The organism is Synechococcus sp. O70.2, assembly GCF_047462135.1.
GTDB lineage: Bacteria > Cyanobacteriota > Cyanobacteriia > Thermostichales > Thermostichaceae > Thermostichus.
The window spans coordinates 107,507-123,742 of the sequence record NZ_JANSIS010000002.1 but is presented as its reverse complement, the minus strand read 5'-3'; the positions used below and the strand labels follow the sequence as shown (position 1 = coordinate 123,742).

Genomic DNA, 16,236 nt, shown 5'->3' with positions numbered 1-16,236 from the left:
CGGGAAGCCTGCTGCTTAGCCTGCTGCTGAAGGGGCGACGGAGGTTGGTGCCCAGAGGCCGTCATGGCTTAATCCAAGACATGGGCGAAGCGACGGTAGAGAAAGTCGAGGGCAGAGTGGCGCAGCTCGTAAAACTCAGGCATTTCCATGATACGGGAGCGGATGCGCGGTCGCTCGAAAGGAATGGTCAAGATCTCGCCAATACGAGCAGCAGGGCCGTTGGTCATCATCACCACCCGGTCTGATAGATAAAGAGCCTCGTCGATGTCATGGGTAATCATCAAAACCGTGCAGCGGTGATCCCGCCAAATGGCTAGCAGCTCATCCTGGAGCTCTTCCTTGGTAATGGGATCCAAGGCCCCAAAGGGCTCGTCCAATAGCAGCACTTCAGGGCGAACGGCCAGAGCGCGCGCAATGGCCACCCTTTGCTTCATGCCGCCAGAAAGCTGCTTGGGCCGCTTGTGGGCTGCTTCGGCCAAGCCCACGAGTTCCAGGTGTTCCTGAACGATTTCCCTTTTCTCTTTGGGGGATTTATCGGGATAGACCTGATCCACCACCAGATAAACATTTTCAAAAGCTGTCAGCCAAGGCAAAAGGGAATAGTTCTGAAACACCATCATCCGATCCGGCCCTGGAGCAGTGATGGGCTGGCCCTTGAGGGTAATGGACCCGGACGTTGGAGCAGAAAACCCGGCCACCATGTTGATCAAGGTGGACTTACCACAGCCGGAGTGGCCGATAATGCAGACGAATTCCCCGGCAGCTACTTCCAGATTGATGTTTTCCAAGGCAACAAAAGGCCCTGCCGCAGTCCAGTAGGTCTTGCCCACATTCTGAAGACGCAGAAGAGGCAGCCCTGCGGCAGAAATTGTTGAAGACGAGGGCGAGGAAGATAGGCGAGAGCGGGTCATCATGGCGTTTTCGGGTTGAGTAAGGTAACAAAAGCTAAACTTCGCTAAGCCGGTAGTTCTGCAGCTTCGGCTCCTGCCCTATGGCCACCGACTCCAGGTAGGCAATGGGATCCTCGCCATCAAAGCGGGATCCATCGCCAAAGAGCAAAGCTCCACGGTCGTGGGCCCGATCCGGCAGCCCCAGGTCTCTGGCAGCTAGGGCATAGGTCTTGTCGTCTAGCACTTGCTCGAGGACAGAAACCCAATTGCGAGGAAAAGCGCAGAGGTCCCAGCGAGCCATCTGCGTCAGGATCCAAAGGTGCTCCAATCTTTCCGGACAGGTGTTGCGCCCGTTGGCAAACTGATGGAAACCGACAATCACTTGCGATTCATCGGCAATTCCCCGCTGCAGGACACCCCTCCACCCCGGCTGCAGATCCTCCAGGGCCGCGCCCACATACTGGGGCTGAGCCAGCCACTCCAAGATCTCAGAACGGTGCTGCGGCTGATCGCAGTAGTGGCAAGCCTCCAGTAACGCCTTGACCAGAGCCACGTGGGTGCGGGGGTAGCTTTGGGCCCAGTCCTGGCGCACTGTTAGGACTTTCTCGATGTGGCTGGGCAAGATTTCGGGAGTGGTGGTGACGATGAACCCTAGCCCTTCCCTAACGGCGCGGGAGTTCCAGGGTTCGTCCACGCAGTAGCCGTCGATATTGCTGGCTTTGAGACGGGCCACCATCTGCAGAGGTGGGATCATTGTCAACGTGACGTCGCGATCCGGATCCACCCCTCCGCTGGCCAGCCAGTGCCGCAACAAGAAGTTGTGCAGGGAAGCTGGGTGAACCACCCCCAGGGTAGGGACGGCCTCTGGGGTTTCCCTTAGGTAGTTGCCAAGATCCCAGGGGCTAAAAACCCCCTGCAACAGAAGTCGACGCCCAAAGGTAATGGCGCTGCCGCCGCGGGAGAGGGTTAACGAGGTTACCAAAGGCACCGGCACTCCCCCCACTCCCAGAGTGGACGCCAACGGGATCCCGGCCACCACCACGGCCGCATCCAGCCGACCGGAGCGGATCCCTTCCCAGATGGTCTTCCAGCCCGGCTCCCGCACCAGGGTGACCTGTTCCAGACCGTGCTTTTGAAACAGGCCTTTTTCTTGGGCCACCACCAGAGGGGCGCAGTCGTTGAGGGGCACAAAGCCAATTGCCAAGTTGACTTTTTCCAGCCCCCCCTTGGCGATGGCCACGCGGGTGAGAGTTTTCTGGCGGGCCCGCTTTTGCTGGTTGAGAAAGTAGATCATCTCGCCCCGCAGGCTGTAGTACTCGGGGTGATTCACCACTTCCAGGCGGTGGCGGGGGCGGGGAAACGGGATCCGCAAGATCTGGCCGACGCGGGCCTCAGGGCCATTGGTGAGCATCACCACTCGATCTGAAAGCAAAAGCGCCTCGTCCACATCGTGGGTCACCATGACGCAGGTGAGCTGCTCGGCCTGGGCAATCTCCATCAGTTGCTCCTGCAGGCTGCCGCGGGTAAGGGCGTCCAGCGCCCCGAACGGCTCATCCAACAGCAGTACCCTGGGGCGAATGGCCAAAGCCCGGGCAATGGCCACCCGCTGTTTCATCCCCCCCGACAGATGGGCCGGGCGCTTGTCGGCTGCCCCCTGCAGCCCCACGCGGCGGATGTGCTCTTCCACAATCTGCTTCCGCTCCGCTTTGGGAAGGGATCCCAGCACCTCGTCTACGGCTAGAGCAATGTTTTCCCGCACCGTCAGCCAGGGCAGCAGGGAATAGTTCTGAAACACCACCATGCGATCCGGCCCGGGATCCGTCACCTGCCGGCCCTCTAGGAGAACACCGCCTCGGGATGGCTGCTCTAAGCCGGCAAGGATATTGAGCAAGGTCGATTTGCCACAGCCGGAGTGGCCAATGAGCGAGACAAACTCCCCTTTTTGGATCTCTAGATGGATGTCTCTCAGGACAGGGTAGACTTCTCCATTGTCTAGAAGAAAATCTTTGTCTACATGATCAACTTCAATGTAAGGCTGGGTCTTCATAAGGCTACCTAAGGGATTCCTTGAAATGGATTGTTGGGATCAGGAAAACTTAGCCTAGTGATCTTCGCTCACCACCAGCGAGCCAATCCAAGCCGTGATGCGATCCAACAAAAGTCCAACTAGGCCAACATAGACCAAGGCCAGAATAATCTCGCTAACGCGGGAGCTATTCCAGGCATCCCAAATGAAGAATCCAATGCCCACGCCGCCAATCAACATTTCCGCCGCCACAATGGCCAGCCAAGACAGGCCCACCCCAATGCGCAGGCCGGTGAAAATGTAGGGCACGGTTGCCGGGAAGACGATCTTGAAGAAATACTTCCAGCCAGACAGACGCAGAATTCTGGCCACATTGCGGTAATCCTGTGGGATCCGCTGCACGCCAGCGATGGTGTTGATCAAAATAGGCCAGAGGGCAGTGATGAAGATAACAAAAATGGCGGAAGGATTGGCATCGCGAAAGGCGGCCAAGGAAATGGGCAGCCAGGCTAAAGGTGGCACTGTGCGCAGCACCTGAAAGATGGGATCCAAGGCCTCGTAGAGCCAGCGGTTAACCCCAATGATCATGCCGCCCACGACCCCCACCAAGCCGGCCAGGGCAAACCCAATGAACACCCGCCGCAAGCTGGCCCAAATTTGCCAGAACAGCCCTTTAGCATTGCCACCATAGTCAAAAAAGGGATCTTTAATGAGGGGATCCCAAGTGTCCTGCCAAACTTGGAGAGGTGTGGGCAAGTTGGCTCCCGGCCGGCTGTAGGCAATTTGCCAGAGAATGAGCAGGATTAGAATGGCCGTGGCGGGCAACAGAATGCGGCGCAGCACCTTGTAAACCTGAACCCGTTGCCGCCAAGCAAAGGTAGAGCTAGCGGGTGAACCAATGCCGGCGTTGGCCTGAAGAGCAAAACCTGGGCCAGTTTTCAGCAGCCATTGTCCTAGGCCAGCCAGTAGGGAAAGGAAGATCCGCAAGAGGTGGTAGCTCAACTTTAGGGCAGATTCGGGAAGTCTCATAGTCTACTAGGAGTGAGGTTGAAGTTAGCTTAGAGGGATCCCAAGAGAGAAGGGGTTCAACTTGAACACTCTAGGTAGAAGTTGGCGGATCCCTTCTCTCCTGGGCAGTTACCAACTCAGGCAAGTCAGCAAGTTAGGCCAGCTTCTTAATCGCCAACTTCTCCAGATAGGCGGCAGGATTTTCGGGATCGAACTTCACCCCATCGAAGAAGGTTTCCACGCCGCGGGAGGTGCTGGGGGGAATAGCAGCCTGCTGGCCAATGGCTTTGGCGGCCTCGCGCCAGAGATCTTCTCGGTTGACCTTATCCACCAAAGCTTTGGTATCGGTGTCAGCAGGCAGGTAACCCCAGCGGATGTTTTCCGTCAAGAACCAGAGATCGTGGCTCTTGAAGGGGTAGGAAGCACTATTTCGCCAGAACTTCATCAAATGGGGGCTGTTCTCAACAACCTTGCCGGTGCCGTAGTCGAAAGTGCCTTTGGCGCGGCCCAAGATATCCGCTACGGGAACCCCCAACCAGCGACGGTTGCTAATGATGCGGCACATTTCTTCTTTGTTTTCCATCTGATCGCACCAGATCTGGGCTTCTAGGATTGCTTTCAACAGGGCAAGGGTGGCTTTCGGGTGCGCATCCACCCAGTCGGCCCGCAGGGCAAAGGCCTTTTCCGGGTGGTTGTTCCATAGCTCGCCGGTGGTGAGGGCACTATACCCCGCTTTTTGGTTCACCAACTGGGCATTCCAAGGCTCGCCCACACAGAAAGCTTGCATGGTTTTGGACTTCATGTTGGCCACCATTTGCGGGGGCGGCACCACAATGAGGGAGACATCGCGGGTGGGATCGATCCCGCCTGCCGCCAGCCAATAGCGCATCCACATGTCGTGGGTACCGCCGGGGAAGGTCATCGCGCATTTGGGCTCTTTGCCGGCTGCTCGCAACTCGGCAAACTTAGCTTTGAGGGGGGAACTATCCAAGCCAATTTTCAGATCCCGATATTCGTTGGAAATGCTGATGCCCTGACCGTCCAGATTGAGACGGGCCAAAATGTACATAGGCACCGGCTTGCCATCGGTAACTTTGCCGGTGGTGATGAGGTAGGGCATGGGGGTGAGGATGTGTGCCCCATCGATGCCGCCAGCGGCGGATCCCAGCACCAAGTTGTCGCGGGTGGTGCCCCAAGAGGCCTGCTTGACCACCTCCACGTCTTTCATGCCGTACTTGGCAAAAAACCCCTTCTCTTTGGCAATGATGAGGGGGGCAGCGTCGGTGAGGGCGATAAATCCCAGCCTGGCTCGCGTGGTTTCTGGGGTATCAGCTTGAGCTACCCAGTAGCCCTGCCCCAAGGATTGGGATTGGGCGCGGGGGATCCCAGCCGTAGCTGCTCCAGCCGCAAGGGCAGCTGCCCCAGCCAAAAACTGGCGACGGGAGATGGGAGAGGAAGTGTTGAATAGCTTAGACATCACAACCTCCAAAATTTCGAACGACGAACTGCCTAGTAGGTCATCAAGGGGGAAGCAGAGGTCTGAGCAGCCGAGGGATCACGACGCGGCCTGGCCCCGAAGTGCTCAATCAGCAGCTCCACCAAGACGGGCTTGAGGTCTTCGCAAGGGATCCCTTGGCGCACACATTCGCCCAGCTTGGCGTCTTTGCCCACTTCTCCCCCCATGTAGATGTCCACTGCCTCCACCGGCTTGCCGTCCTTGCGAACGGTGGTGCCCATGAGGCCAATATCAGCCACCTGGGGCTGGCCGCAGGAGTTGGGACAGCCTGTCCAGTGGATGCGCACTGTTTGAGGAATCTCCAGCTCGGCCTCCAGCTCTTCCATCAAGGCCACGGCGCGGTTTTTGGTCTCGATGAGGGCAAAGTTGCAAAACTGGTTGCCCGTACAGGACACCAACCCCCGCTGCAAGGGTCCCGGGTTGGGGGAGAACTTTTTCAAGAGCGGCTCTTGGAGAAGCGGCCCCACCCGCGAGTCGGGCACATTGGGGATGAGCACGTTCTGCTCCACCGTTAGCCGCAGCTCTCCGGAGCCGTACACCTCCGCCAAGCGAGCCAGCTCCCTCATCTCCGGGACGTTGAGCCGCCCGACGGGCACGTGCAGGCCTACAAAGTTAAGGCCCAGTTGCTTTTGGGCGTGTACTCCCAGCAGATCCCGCTTGTGCCAGACCACCTCGTCTTTTTCCGCCGCTCTGGGCAGAGGGTGGCCAATCTGCTGCTCCACCGCCGCCCGAAACTTCTCCAGGCCCCACTCGTCAATGAGCCACCTCAGCCGCGCCTTTTGCCGGTTGGCCCGCAGGCCGTGATCCCGATAGACCAGCAGCACCGCCTCACATAGAGGAACCACATCGCGGGGATCTACCCAAACGTCCAGCCCGATGGCCTCGGCACAGCGGCGGGCCGAAAAAAAGCCTCCCACCAAGACGTTGAAGCCCAGCTTGCCCTCTTTGAAAGCAGGCACAAAAGCCAGGTCGTTGATCTCGGCATGCACCGAGTTGTCGCGACAACCGCAGATGGCGATGTTGAACTTGCGCGGCAGGTTGGAGAAAGAAGGGTTGCCCTCGCCGTTGTTGGTTACCATGTCCTGCACTTTGCGGGTGAGGCCACGCACGTCGATCAGCTCATCCGGGTCGATACCGGCCAGAGGGGATCCCGTGATGTTGCGCACGTTGTCCATGCCTGACTGGATGCTGGTCAGGCCCACCTCCTTGAGTTGCCGCAGAACCTGAGGCATGTCCTCAATGGGAATGCCCCGCAGTTGCAGGTTTTGCCGAGTGGTGATGTCGGCTACGCCATCTTGGCCGTAGGGGCGGAGGATCTCGGCCAACTTGCGCATTTGGCCGCTGGTCAGGATCCCATTGGGCAGGCGCAGCCGCAGCATGAACTGGCCAGGGGTGCGCTTGCGAAAGAAGATCCCCAGCCACTTGAGGCGGTGATCTCGGTCGTCTTCGGGGATGTTCTCCCAGCCCATTTGGGCAAAAGCTTCCAGCTCGTCCTTAACCGCCAGCCCATCCTTCTCGCTTTTAAGGCGTTCAAACTGGTTCGCCATGATCGCTGCCGTGGGATGAACGCCGCCTATCCTAGCGATGACGAACCATGGACTTTGGTAGTTGGCGTTACACTTCTTAACGAGCTATGCGATTTCGGCATAGCTAAGTTGTGGCTTATGCATAGGAGAGGGGGATCCCCTTTCCCCTGCTAGGAAAAACAGCGTTTACTGCCCCTCTATCCCACCTTCAAAAGAACCCTAGCCAACTGCTCGCAGGCAACTCTAATTTTCTCCAAGCTACCGGGATTGACCAAGCCGTAGTAGTCCTCTGAACGCGCCGTGCATTGGGTGGGGGGCGGCTTATTTCTGGTGTTTGCGTTGCTGACCGGTTGGGAGTTGGCAGGATGAGGGATCAGCCAAATTCCTGTTCGATGATCCGCCATCGGGCAGTGATCACGCCTGGCTCTAGGCTGATGCGGCTGACGACAAGTTCCAGGGCTTGGTCGTCGCGGGTCTGGGTGACTAGCTCTGCTTCGACTTTGACCAGATCGGGCTTGTCCTCCAGGTCTTCGCTGTAGAGGGCGCGCAGTTTGAGATGGGTGGGAGCTATACCCTGCAGGAGCAAGGCGCGGATGTGGGCCTCTGCTTGGCTTTTGCAGATGAACGAACACTCATAGACCAGTTCCAGTTCTGTGCCTTTCAAAGGCTGCTGGTTGATGCGGTAGCCCAGCGGACGCAGCACAACGTTGGAGATCAACACAGCTGCGGCCCCAATGGCAGCTTGGGGAATGTACCCCGATCCGGCAAAGGCTCCCACCGCGGCTGCACACCAGATGGTGGCGGCAGTGTTCAGGCCACGGACGCTGGCTCCTTCCTTAAGAATCACGCCCCCGGCCAAAAAGCCAATCCCCGATACCACTTGGGCCGCAATACGGGTCGGGCTGCTTTCATCAGGGGTGAGAACCGAGAGCATGACAAACAAAGCTGCACCCGTGGCCACCAAGGTGTTGGTGCGTAAGCCGGCCATACGCTGCCGCCACTGTCGCTCCAGGCCAATGAGGGATCCCAGGACAAAGGCAACGGCCAAACGCAAGGTGAAGTCAATCCAGGTCATGCTCCGGTTCTCGTGAAAGGATAAAGTTTAGCCATCCTCATCTGGGATCCCAAGGGCAGTGGCTTCCTGTTGCAAGGTTTGCCAGAGGGCTTCCAGTTGAGCAAAGGCGGATTCTGGGGCCAGCTTACCACCTGTTTCTAAAGCACAGGTTATGCCCACCCGATAGGCATACTGCTGCAGCCGTGACCGAAATTGAGCAGCAGCCAAGGGAGATAGAACTTTCAAGGTCATGGCACACCTCCTAAATGTTTGCTGTAACCCTTCGTTGGTCAAAGGACACCTCGTAAAAGTGCTCTGCGCCGCCGTCGCGATAGCCTTGTGGCGAGACTCTGAAAGGCTGATTTCTCAAGAAGGGCTGGATTATTCGTTCCTGGAACGCGCCTTGCCGGTGAGGTGCCCCCTGGATCCAGCGCCGGCGCAGCCCTAGAGCTCCACTTCAACCCCGACTAGCCAAGCCACCAGGGTGAAATACACCCAGAGGCCGGTGAAGTCTTTAATGGTAGTGATAAAAGGATCCGCTCCCGGAGCGTGGTCAAAGCCCAGCTTTAACATCACCCAGGGCAAAATGGCGCCCAAGACAGCCCCCAAAGTGAGGACAATGGCCAGAGCCAAGCCCACCGCTAGACCCAATTGTGGGATCCCATTGGGTGCCCCCTGCCAGAAGTAGGCAATCACCCCAGCCGTGACTCCCAGGATCACTCCGATAATGCCACCAATGCTGGCTTCCCGCAGCAAATAGGGGAGAAACTGCCGCACGTTGATGTGGCCCCAAGCCAAGCCACGGGCAAAGATGGTCGTAGATTGGGTACCGACATTACCGCCCATATCCATGACCAAGGGGATGAAAACAGCCGCTGCCGTCACCGCCTCCAACACCTCCTCAAAGGTTTCGATCACTCCCCCCACCACCATGCCGCCAATCAAGGTGATGACTAAAAACGTGATGCGCAGGCGGACGGCATACCAACGGGAGCCTTTAACCAGGCGCTCGCTCCAAACCTTGTCTCGGCTGAGCAAGTTGCCCACCCCTGCTTGGGCCAGAGCGGCGTCGGTGGCTTCTTCTTCCACCAAGTTGATGACATCTTCAAAGGTGATATCTCCCACCAAGCGTCCTTCACTGTCGACCACCGGAATGGCCGGCAAGCCGGAATCTTTGAGCAAACGAGCTGCCTGGAGATCCCGGTCGGTAACCCGAGCAAAAATATCCGATCCCTCAATCAGCTCCCGAATGGGCAAATCCGGATCTGCTTTCACGAGGCGCACGGTGCGAACCAAACCTTTGTAGAACCGCTGATCGTCCACCACAAAAATCACATCCAGCTCATCGTCTCCCAGTTGAGAGTCCCGCACGCTGGCCAGAGCAGCCCCGACGGTGAGGGTATCCCGTACCGACAAGTAGCGCAGGTTCATCAGCCGACCGGCACTGCGCTCTGGATAACCCAGCAAGATATTCACTGCTTCCCGAGCTTCTGGGCTGAGGTTGGCAATGAGGCGCTTGGTTACTTTGGCCGGCAACTCCTCAAACAGACGTACCCGCTCATCAGGTGGCAGAGCCTCTACGAGCTGGATCACTTCTGGGCTTTCCATGCTGCGAATGAGATCGGCCTGCTCTTCGGGCCGCAGATACTCAAACACTGCAATGGCTCTGTCTTTTTCCAGCAAGCGGAAAGCCAAAGCCCGCTCCCGAGGTGAAATCTCCATCAACTGCTGCACCAGCTCGGCAATGGGAGCGCGGTTGGCCTCTCGCTTGGCGGCTTCCAAGGAAGCAGGGGTTAGGAGATCGCGAAGAATGTTGTGCCGCATGATAAACCTCCGAACGTTGGGGTCAGCCGGGATGAAGAGAACCAGGAGGTCAACAGCCAACCGGTGCTCCGAGGCTCACAGGGAAGCCCTGAAACCCTTGGATGGCCGCGCAGCAAGCCGTAGGTCTAGCGCCAGGCCTCCAAGCCCAGCTTGGATCGCAAGCGCCCAAGCCGATAAAAGGGACTCCAAGGGATCCCCAGGCCTGCGGAAACCCCAAAACCCACAACGGGAAAGTCAAGGGGAATCCCCTCGGAATTACTCCTGATCTCCCCTTTTCTGAACAGGGCTGTACAAACCCATTGCTCAGGTAAGGCTCTGCTCAGCTCATCTGTTCGTCGCCGACTGAGAGAGCCACCCAAGTCAAAAGCTAGCCGGGAAAACTCTCCCACCCCTTCGCGTTGGCGAAACGGGATCCTCTCAAGCGACGACAGAAGCTGTCAGCGGGGAAAAAGAAGACACCAGTAAGAGCCCAATCTTCAAGAACGTGCTTCTCGAAGACCATCCACTGGTGGCTGGCGCTACAACTACCGGAAGCGTCCATGCTGTTGAACGTTTTCCTCCAAAAAGGTTAACCGAAACAACCCGGACAGCCAGAAGAGGATCTCTTCAGCCCCCTTTAGGCTAGTTGAAGGAGTGGGATCCCGTCAACCCTTTTTCTCCAGCTCATCCGGTGAAAAATTGGTGGGGCAGCTGGAGGGGTAAGATCGGGGTGAGCAGCAATAGCCCCCTTGTGGTTCCTCTCGTCTCGACATTGCCCTCAGCCTGACTCAGCAGAGTCTACATCTCGGTGGCTTGCGACCTTGAGCAACCCACACCCTTCGCCGCCTCTGTTTTGTTAGTGGTTTTTGTTAGTGGTTTGTTGGTGGCCTTGCTTCAATGAGCTGCGCTTCCCATCTCCTATAGGTGCCGATGTCCTTGAGCTTATGGCCTCCCTTCCCCTCGTTGCCGTGATCTTGGGCACACGGCCCGAAGCCATTAAGCTGGCCCCGGTGGATCCAAGCCCTGCGTGCCAGTCCCCATCTGCGCACCGAGCCGATCTTGACCGGACAACACCGGGAAATGGTGGATCAGGTGATGCGGCTATTCGGTCTGCAAGCGGATCGGGATCTGGCGATCATGCGCCCCCGCCAAAGCTTGACGGACATCACCGAAGCCACCTTGCGGGGCCTAGAACTCTACTTTCAAGAGCAACATCCTCAACTGGTTTTGGTGCAGGGAGATACCACCACCGCCTTCGCTGCCGCCTTGGCAGCTTTTTACCACCGGATCCCGGTTGGGCATGTGGAAGCCGGACTGCGCACCGATGATCTCTACAATCCTTTCCCCGAAGAGGCCAATCGCCGCCTGATCTCCCAGTTGGCCAGCCTGCACTTTGCCCCTACCCCCCAAGCCGTTGACAACCTGAAGCGAAGCCACGTGGTGGGATCCATCCATTGCACCGGCAACACTGTCATCGACGCCCTACTGCAAGTGGCCTCCCAAGGGATCCCCTGCCCCATTCCCGGGCTGGACTGGCAGCGCTACCGTGTCCTGACCGTGCACCGGCGGGAAAATTGGGGGGATCCCCTAACCGCCATCGGCAAGGCTCTGCTGCAGATCTTGGCCGAGTTTCCCGATACCGCCCTTCTTTTGCCCCTCCATCCCAACCCCTTGGTGCGGGATCCCCTGCAAGCCCTGTTGGGATCCCATGAGCGGGCTTTTCTCACTGAGCCTCTGGACTATCCCCTCTGGGTGAGCGCCATGCAGCGCTGTACCCTCATCCTCAGCGACTCCGGCGGCATTCAAGAAGAGGCCTCTGCCCTGGGCAAACCGGTGCTGGTGCTGCGGCAGACCACCGAACGTCCTGAAGCGATTGCTGCCGGCACCGCCCGCCTGGTAGGCACACACCCCGAAAAGATCCTGAAGGTAGCCCGAGAATTGCTCACAGACCCACAAGCCTATGCCCGCATGGCCCAAGCCCAAAACCCCTTTGGCGATGGCACTGCCGCCCGGCAAATTCGCCACATCATCGAGCGGTGGTTTAACCCGCAAAGCCCTCGAGAAGAACAAAGTTAAGAATTAAATAAGAATCAAATTACCGGGAAAACCGTTTCTTTACCTATTGCTCTCAATAAGACAACTAATCTCAATAAGACAATTAATTAAGATAGAAAGCCTGACTCCAATCCAATTGACCCCAGTCCAATCAAGAGCGAGGATGCAAACCATGAGCACGACTGCAACTGCCACCACCGTTGTCCAGGTGCCGATTGTGGATGCCACCCCAGAAAATGTGCAACCCTTCGGCCAACTTATAGGGGACGATGTGGCCAATCCTGGGCTGGGGATCCCCTGTTATCAGGGGCGTGTCCTGGAAGACAAAACATCGACTTTCAATACACCGGTAGAGCCGTTATCCGTACGGCTAAGATCCTGCCCGGATATCCACCTGTGCTCTGGCTGGAGCGCCACATGCGTATGACCCAGTTGTTTGTCGGCCTGGGGCAAGGCCGTTCATCATGGTGATAGCTCCTCCCAACCATCCCAAAGAAGCTCCCGATCTCGACAAAGTACAAGCCCTGCGATTCCCTGCCGGGCATGGGCTGCTGCTGCACCTCGGCACGTGGCACGATTTCCCCATTGCCTGCGAGCGCCCCGTTGTGGTGCTAACCGCCAACTCCGAAGAAGTGGTGGAAGCCCTGGCCAGCATGGAAGATGCCCACGAAATGAATCAGGGAGATGTATTCAAAATTTCCCTCCCCCAACGGCTAAAAGCGGAGATCCACCTAGAGCTGGTCTGAATGCAAGTCCGGATCCCTGAATCTCTACAGGATGCCAAAGCCTCAGTTCTACAAAGTGGCGCTCTATCAGCAGTGGGCGTTGAGTTTTGGAGCGTCAATACCGATGCGCAGGCCCTTGCCCAGTCCTCGACGGTGAACCGCTTGCAAATTGGGCAGAAGCTGACTCGAGGCTTGGGTGCAGGCGGTAACCCGGCTATTGGCCAGAAAGCGGCAGAAGAATCCAGCGAAGAAATAGCAGCAGCCATCAAAGGGGCAGATCTGGTCTTCATTGCCGCCGGCATGGGGGGAGGCACGGGCACGGGTGGAGCACCCGTCATCGCCCAAATTGCCAAAGCCAGTGGTGCCCTGACGGTGGGAGTGGTGACACGGCCCTTTTCCTTTGAGGGCAAGCGCCGCAGCAAGCAGGCCGAGGAAGGGATCCAAGCGCTGCGGGAGGCAGTTGATACCCTGATTGTAATTCCCAATGACAAGTTGCTTTCGGTGATCTCCGAGCAAACCCCTGTCCAAGAGGCTTTTCGCGTTGCGGATGATGTGCTGCGGCAGGGGGTGCGGGGCATCTCGGATATCATTCTCATTCCCGGCATGATCAATGTGGATTTTGCCGATGTGCGCAGCGTGATGGCCGATGCCGGCTCTGCCTTGATGGGAATTGGCATGGGATCCGGCAAGTCCCGCGCCCGCGAAGCCGCCATTACCGCTGTATCTTCGCCGCTTTTGGAAACCTCCATCGAAGGGGCTAAAGGTGTCCTCTTCAACATTACCGGTGGGCCGGATTTGTCCTTGCATGAGGTCACGGTGGCTGCCGAGATCATCGCCGAGGCAGTGGATCCCGAGGCCAACATCATCTTCGGCACCGTCCAAGACGAGCGCATGCAGGGGGAAGTGCGCATCACGGTCATCGACCGGTTTCCAAGAGAAAGCCCGTCCAGCCACCATCCCTGCTGCAACCAAAGTTTCTGCCTCCAACAAGTCGGGGGTTCCTAAGCCCACTCCCACGGGCTCTGGGCTGCCGCCTCGACAGCCTCCGGAGCCTGAGCCGCCGATGTCTGGAGGCTTAGATACTCCCGAGTTCTTGCGCCGCCGACGGCCCCCTTCGTAGGGTAGGGTGAAGGTATGCTGGTATCTTGGTGCCGGTCCCGGTCGATGACGGTAATGCTGGCAGGCGGGTCGGCCTGTAGCCGCTCCACCTCTGCCTGATCCCCCCGCTGGCGGGCAGCTTCGATTTGCGCCTCCAGCTCCCTAATCTGCTCTTGCAAGGTGGTCGGCGCAGGAGTGGCCTGGGCCAACAGCGGCGGAGTTGTCGAATCAGGGATCCGGGCATTGGGCTGAGCCTGGGACAGGGATCCCCAGCCCACTCCCAAACTCAACCCCAAACTCACCACCCGCCACCAACGACCGTTCACGCGCATAACCTCTCAGACTCCTCAAATCCACCCCAGGAAAAACTCACTGCAAAACCGGACAAACCCTCCCTCAGCACCCTGACACCGGCAGGGAGAGGAGCCTTGCTGCCGCTGGAGCTGTGCTGCGCAGGGGGCAAAGCTGTGGCCCTACCGGAGTCGAGATCCACTCCACCTCCAGGCCAAACACCTGTCGCACCCGGCTGGGGGTCAACACCGCCAAGGGAGACCCCAGGGCCTGCATCTGGCCGGATCCCAGCAAGGCAATCTGCTCGCTGTAGCGAATGGCCAAATTCAGGTCGTGCAGCACCGTAACTACCGTCAGGCCCTGCTCCTGCTTCAGCCGTTGCAACAGCTCCAGCAGCTCCAGTTGGTGGCGCAGATCCAAAAAGGTGGTGGGCTCATCCAACAGCAACACCTGCGGCTCCTGCACCAAAGCCAACGCCAGAAAAGCCCGTTGCCGCTCACCCCCCGAAAGGGTTTCCACCCGCCGCAGCGCCAGGGATCCCAGTCCTGTCTGCTCCAGAGCCCACTCCACCCGCTGCCAATCGGCCCGCGTCAACTGCCACGCCCACCAGGGCTGGTGGGGAGAACGCCCCAGACTCACCAATTGCCGCACCGTCAGCCCTGCCGGGATCCGCTGCTGCTGGGGCAAAAGAGCCAACTGCCGGGCCACCTGCTTTGGAGTGAGTTGAGCGTGCAGATCCCGACCGCCCAAGTACACGCGCCCAGCTTGGGGAATCAGAACCCGACTCAACAGTCGCAGCACCGTCGATTTGCCGGAACCATTGGGGCCGACAATGCTCAGCCATTGCCCCTGTTGCACGCTGAAGCTCACCTGTCGCACCACCGTCCGGGATCCGTAGCCCCCGCTCAAATCCTCGACCTGCAGGATGGGCTCTCTCATCGCCCTGCCCCCTGCTGCCACAGCAGCCAGCCGAAAAAGGGAGCCCCCATCACAGCGGTGACAATCCCCACCGGCAGCTCTATCGGGCCCAAACGGCTCAGGATATCGGCGCCGCTCAGCAGGGTCGCCCCCGCCAAGGCAGAAAGGGGCAACAGCCAGCGGTAATCGGATCCCACCCCCTGCCGCACCATGTGGGGCACCACCAAACCGACAAAGCCGATCAACCCCCCCACACTGACGGCGGTTGCCGCCAGCCAAGCCGCCACCAGACCAATCACCACCCGCGTCCGCACTAGAGGGATCCCCAAGCTCACCGCCATCTCTTCCCCCAAGCTCAGCAGGTTTAAAGCCCGCGCCTGCCCCCATCCCAATCCCAAGCCGACCAGGATATACGCCCCGGCCACCTGCACCTCTGGCCAGCCCCGCCCGCTCAAGCTGCCAATCAGCCAGGTGAGAGCCACCTGCACCCGGTCATCTGCCATCAACAACAAGGTGGAGCTAATGGCCCCAAACAGGGCGCTGACGGCCACCCCCGCCAAGATCAGCCGCTCCACCGCCAGTCCCGAGGGAGTACGCGCCAACCCGTACACCAACACGGTAGTCAGCACCCCGCCCACCCAAGCGGCCAGGGTCACCCAAGCCGTCCACTCTCCCAAGGTGAGCAACCCCACCGCCGCCAGGCCCGCCCCCGCCGAAATGCCCAGCAGGTAGGGATCCGCCAGCCCATTGCCCAGCATCCCCTGCAACAGGGCCCCTGCCATCCCCAGAGCCGCCCCCAGCAACTGGGCCAAGAGCGCCCGCGGCAGCCGCAACTGCCAAACAATCGTCTGCCGAATGGGATCCCCCTGCCCCCACAGGGCTTGCCAGAGTTCTGGGAAAGTCATGGGAACGGATCCCAAAGCAATCGAGACCAAAAGTACTAGGAAAATGAAACTCAATAGCAAACAGGTCAAACCGATTGGCGAGAGCAGCCGCTTTCTTTGCCCCCAGCCTCTGTCCCCCTCAACCTCTGTATACGGACACTCGCGATCGACCAGCACCGGGAAAACCTCTCGAGCTTTGCCCAGGAAGAGAGCCTTCTGAGGCCAAGAAACCCCCTCCGCCCGCAAGGGCAGGATGGAAAACTCAGCCAAGTTGGCCAGGCCTCCCTCCCGAGCTTTATTGAAAGTCAAACTCAACAAAACGTAGTCGCTAGAATAGCAAGGCTTCTTGGATGTTGCAAGTCAGTTTCAATAGCTTGTGCCTAAATTTCTCCCTCTTGCGCTTCAGGGCTTTTGGACAAGACCGGGCAGCGCCTCTGCCCAG

General features: G+C 58.7%; 13 protein-coding genes and 2 pseudogenes. 4 read left to right on the top strand and 11 right to left on the bottom strand.

Annotated features, from left to right (window positions below):
- Positions 1–68: 68 nt before the first annotated feature.
- The 8 genes from NW812_RS03100 to mgtE all read right to left on the bottom strand — a co-directional run bounded on the left by NW812_RS03100 (position 69) and on the right by mgtE (position 9,844).
- A complete protein-coding gene (locus tag NW812_RS03100; protein WP_414394373.1) occupies positions 69–911 on the bottom strand; it encodes an ABC transporter ATP-binding protein in 843 nt (280 codons plus the stop codon).
- Positions 912–945: 34 nt separating this feature from the next.
- Complete coding sequence (locus NW812_RS03095; protein WP_414393983.1) at positions 946–2,937, bottom strand: nitrate ABC transporter ATP-binding protein; 1,992 nt, start codon at positions 2,935–2,937, stop codon at positions 946–948.
- Between the two features lie 54 nt (positions 2,938–2,991).
- On the bottom strand, positions 2,992–3,945 hold the full coding sequence (ntrB, locus tag NW812_RS03090; RefSeq protein WP_414393981.1) for a nitrate ABC transporter permease: 954 nt from the start codon (positions 3,943–3,945) through the stop codon (positions 2,992–2,994).
- A gap of 133 nt (positions 3,946–4,078) precedes the next feature.
- Complete coding sequence (locus NW812_RS03085; RefSeq protein WP_414393979.1) at positions 4,079–5,401, bottom strand: CmpA/NrtA family ABC transporter substrate-binding protein; 1,323 nt, start codon at positions 5,399–5,401, stop codon at positions 4,079–4,081.
- A gap of 32 nt (positions 5,402–5,433) precedes the next feature.
- Positions 5,434–6,987, bottom strand: a complete 1,554-nt coding sequence (locus NW812_RS03080) for a ferredoxin--nitrite reductase (RefSeq protein ID WP_414393977.1) — start codon at positions 6,985–6,987, stop codon at positions 5,434–5,436.
- A 352-nt stretch (positions 6,988–7,339) separates the two neighbouring features.
- Positions 7,340–8,041 carry an MgtC/SapB family protein gene (locus NW812_RS03075; RefSeq protein ID WP_414393975.1) on the bottom strand — a complete coding sequence of 234 codons (702 nt, stop codon included), beginning with the start codon at positions 8,039–8,041 and terminating at the stop codon, positions 7,340–7,342.
- A 27-nt stretch (positions 8,042–8,068) separates the two neighbouring features.
- The gene (locus NW812_RS03070; protein WP_238376758.1) at positions 8,069–8,272 is read right to left on the bottom strand and encodes a hypothetical protein; all 204 of its coding nucleotides are present in this window, start codon (positions 8,270–8,272) and stop codon (positions 8,069–8,071) included.
- A 192-nt stretch (positions 8,273–8,464) separates the two neighbouring features.
- Entirely contained in the window at positions 8,465–9,844 is a 1,380-nt protein-coding gene (gene mgtE, locus NW812_RS03065; protein WP_414393974.1) for a magnesium transporter, read from the bottom strand.
- Between the two features lie 923 nt (positions 9,845–10,767).
- Between mgtE and wecB the strand changes: the two are divergent.
- The 4 genes and pseudogenes from wecB to ftsZ all read left to right on the top strand — a co-directional run.
- Positions 10,768–11,899, top strand: a pseudogene (wecB, locus tag NW812_RS03060) (non-hydrolyzing UDP-N-acetylglucosamine 2-epimerase).
- A 151-nt stretch (positions 11,900–12,050) separates the two neighbouring features.
- Positions 12,051–12,305, top strand: a complete 255-nt coding sequence (locus NW812_RS03055) for a hypothetical protein (RefSeq protein ID WP_414393973.1) — start codon at positions 12,051–12,053, stop codon at positions 12,303–12,305.
- A 37-nt stretch (positions 12,306–12,342) separates the two neighbouring features.
- Positions 12,343–12,624, top strand: coding sequence for a hypothetical protein (locus NW812_RS03050; RefSeq protein ID WP_414393971.1), 282 nt, complete (start codon positions 12,343–12,345; stop codon positions 12,622–12,624).
- A 75-nt stretch (positions 12,625–12,699) separates the two neighbouring features.
- Positions 12,700–13,723 (top strand): annotated as a pseudogene (gene ftsZ, locus NW812_RS03045) (cell division protein FtsZ); the annotation flags it as partial.
- Here the strand turns inward: ftsZ and NW812_RS03040 are convergent.
- The 3 genes from NW812_RS03040 to NW812_RS03030 all read right to left on the bottom strand — a co-directional run bounded on the left by NW812_RS03040 (position 13,605) and on the right by NW812_RS03030 (position 16,064).
- Positions 13,605–14,027 (bottom strand): hypothetical protein, encoded by a 423-nt coding sequence (locus NW812_RS03040; protein ID WP_414393969.1) that lies wholly within the window; start codon positions 14,025–14,027, stop codon positions 13,605–13,607. The pseudogene ftsZ and the gene NW812_RS03040 overlap by 119 nt on opposite strands.
- A 70-nt stretch (positions 14,028–14,097) precedes the next feature.
- Positions 14,098–14,931: an ABC transporter ATP-binding protein gene (locus NW812_RS03035; RefSeq protein WP_414393967.1), complete on the bottom strand. Its 834-nt coding sequence runs from the start codon at positions 14,929–14,931 to the stop codon at positions 14,098–14,100.
- Positions 14,928–16,064, bottom strand: coding sequence for a FecCD family ABC transporter permease (locus tag NW812_RS03030; RefSeq protein ID WP_414393965.1), 1,137 nt, complete (start codon positions 16,062–16,064; stop codon positions 14,928–14,930). The genes NW812_RS03035 and NW812_RS03030 overlap by 4 nt, the downstream gene beginning before the upstream one ends.
- Positions 16,065–16,236: the final 172 nt, after the last annotated feature.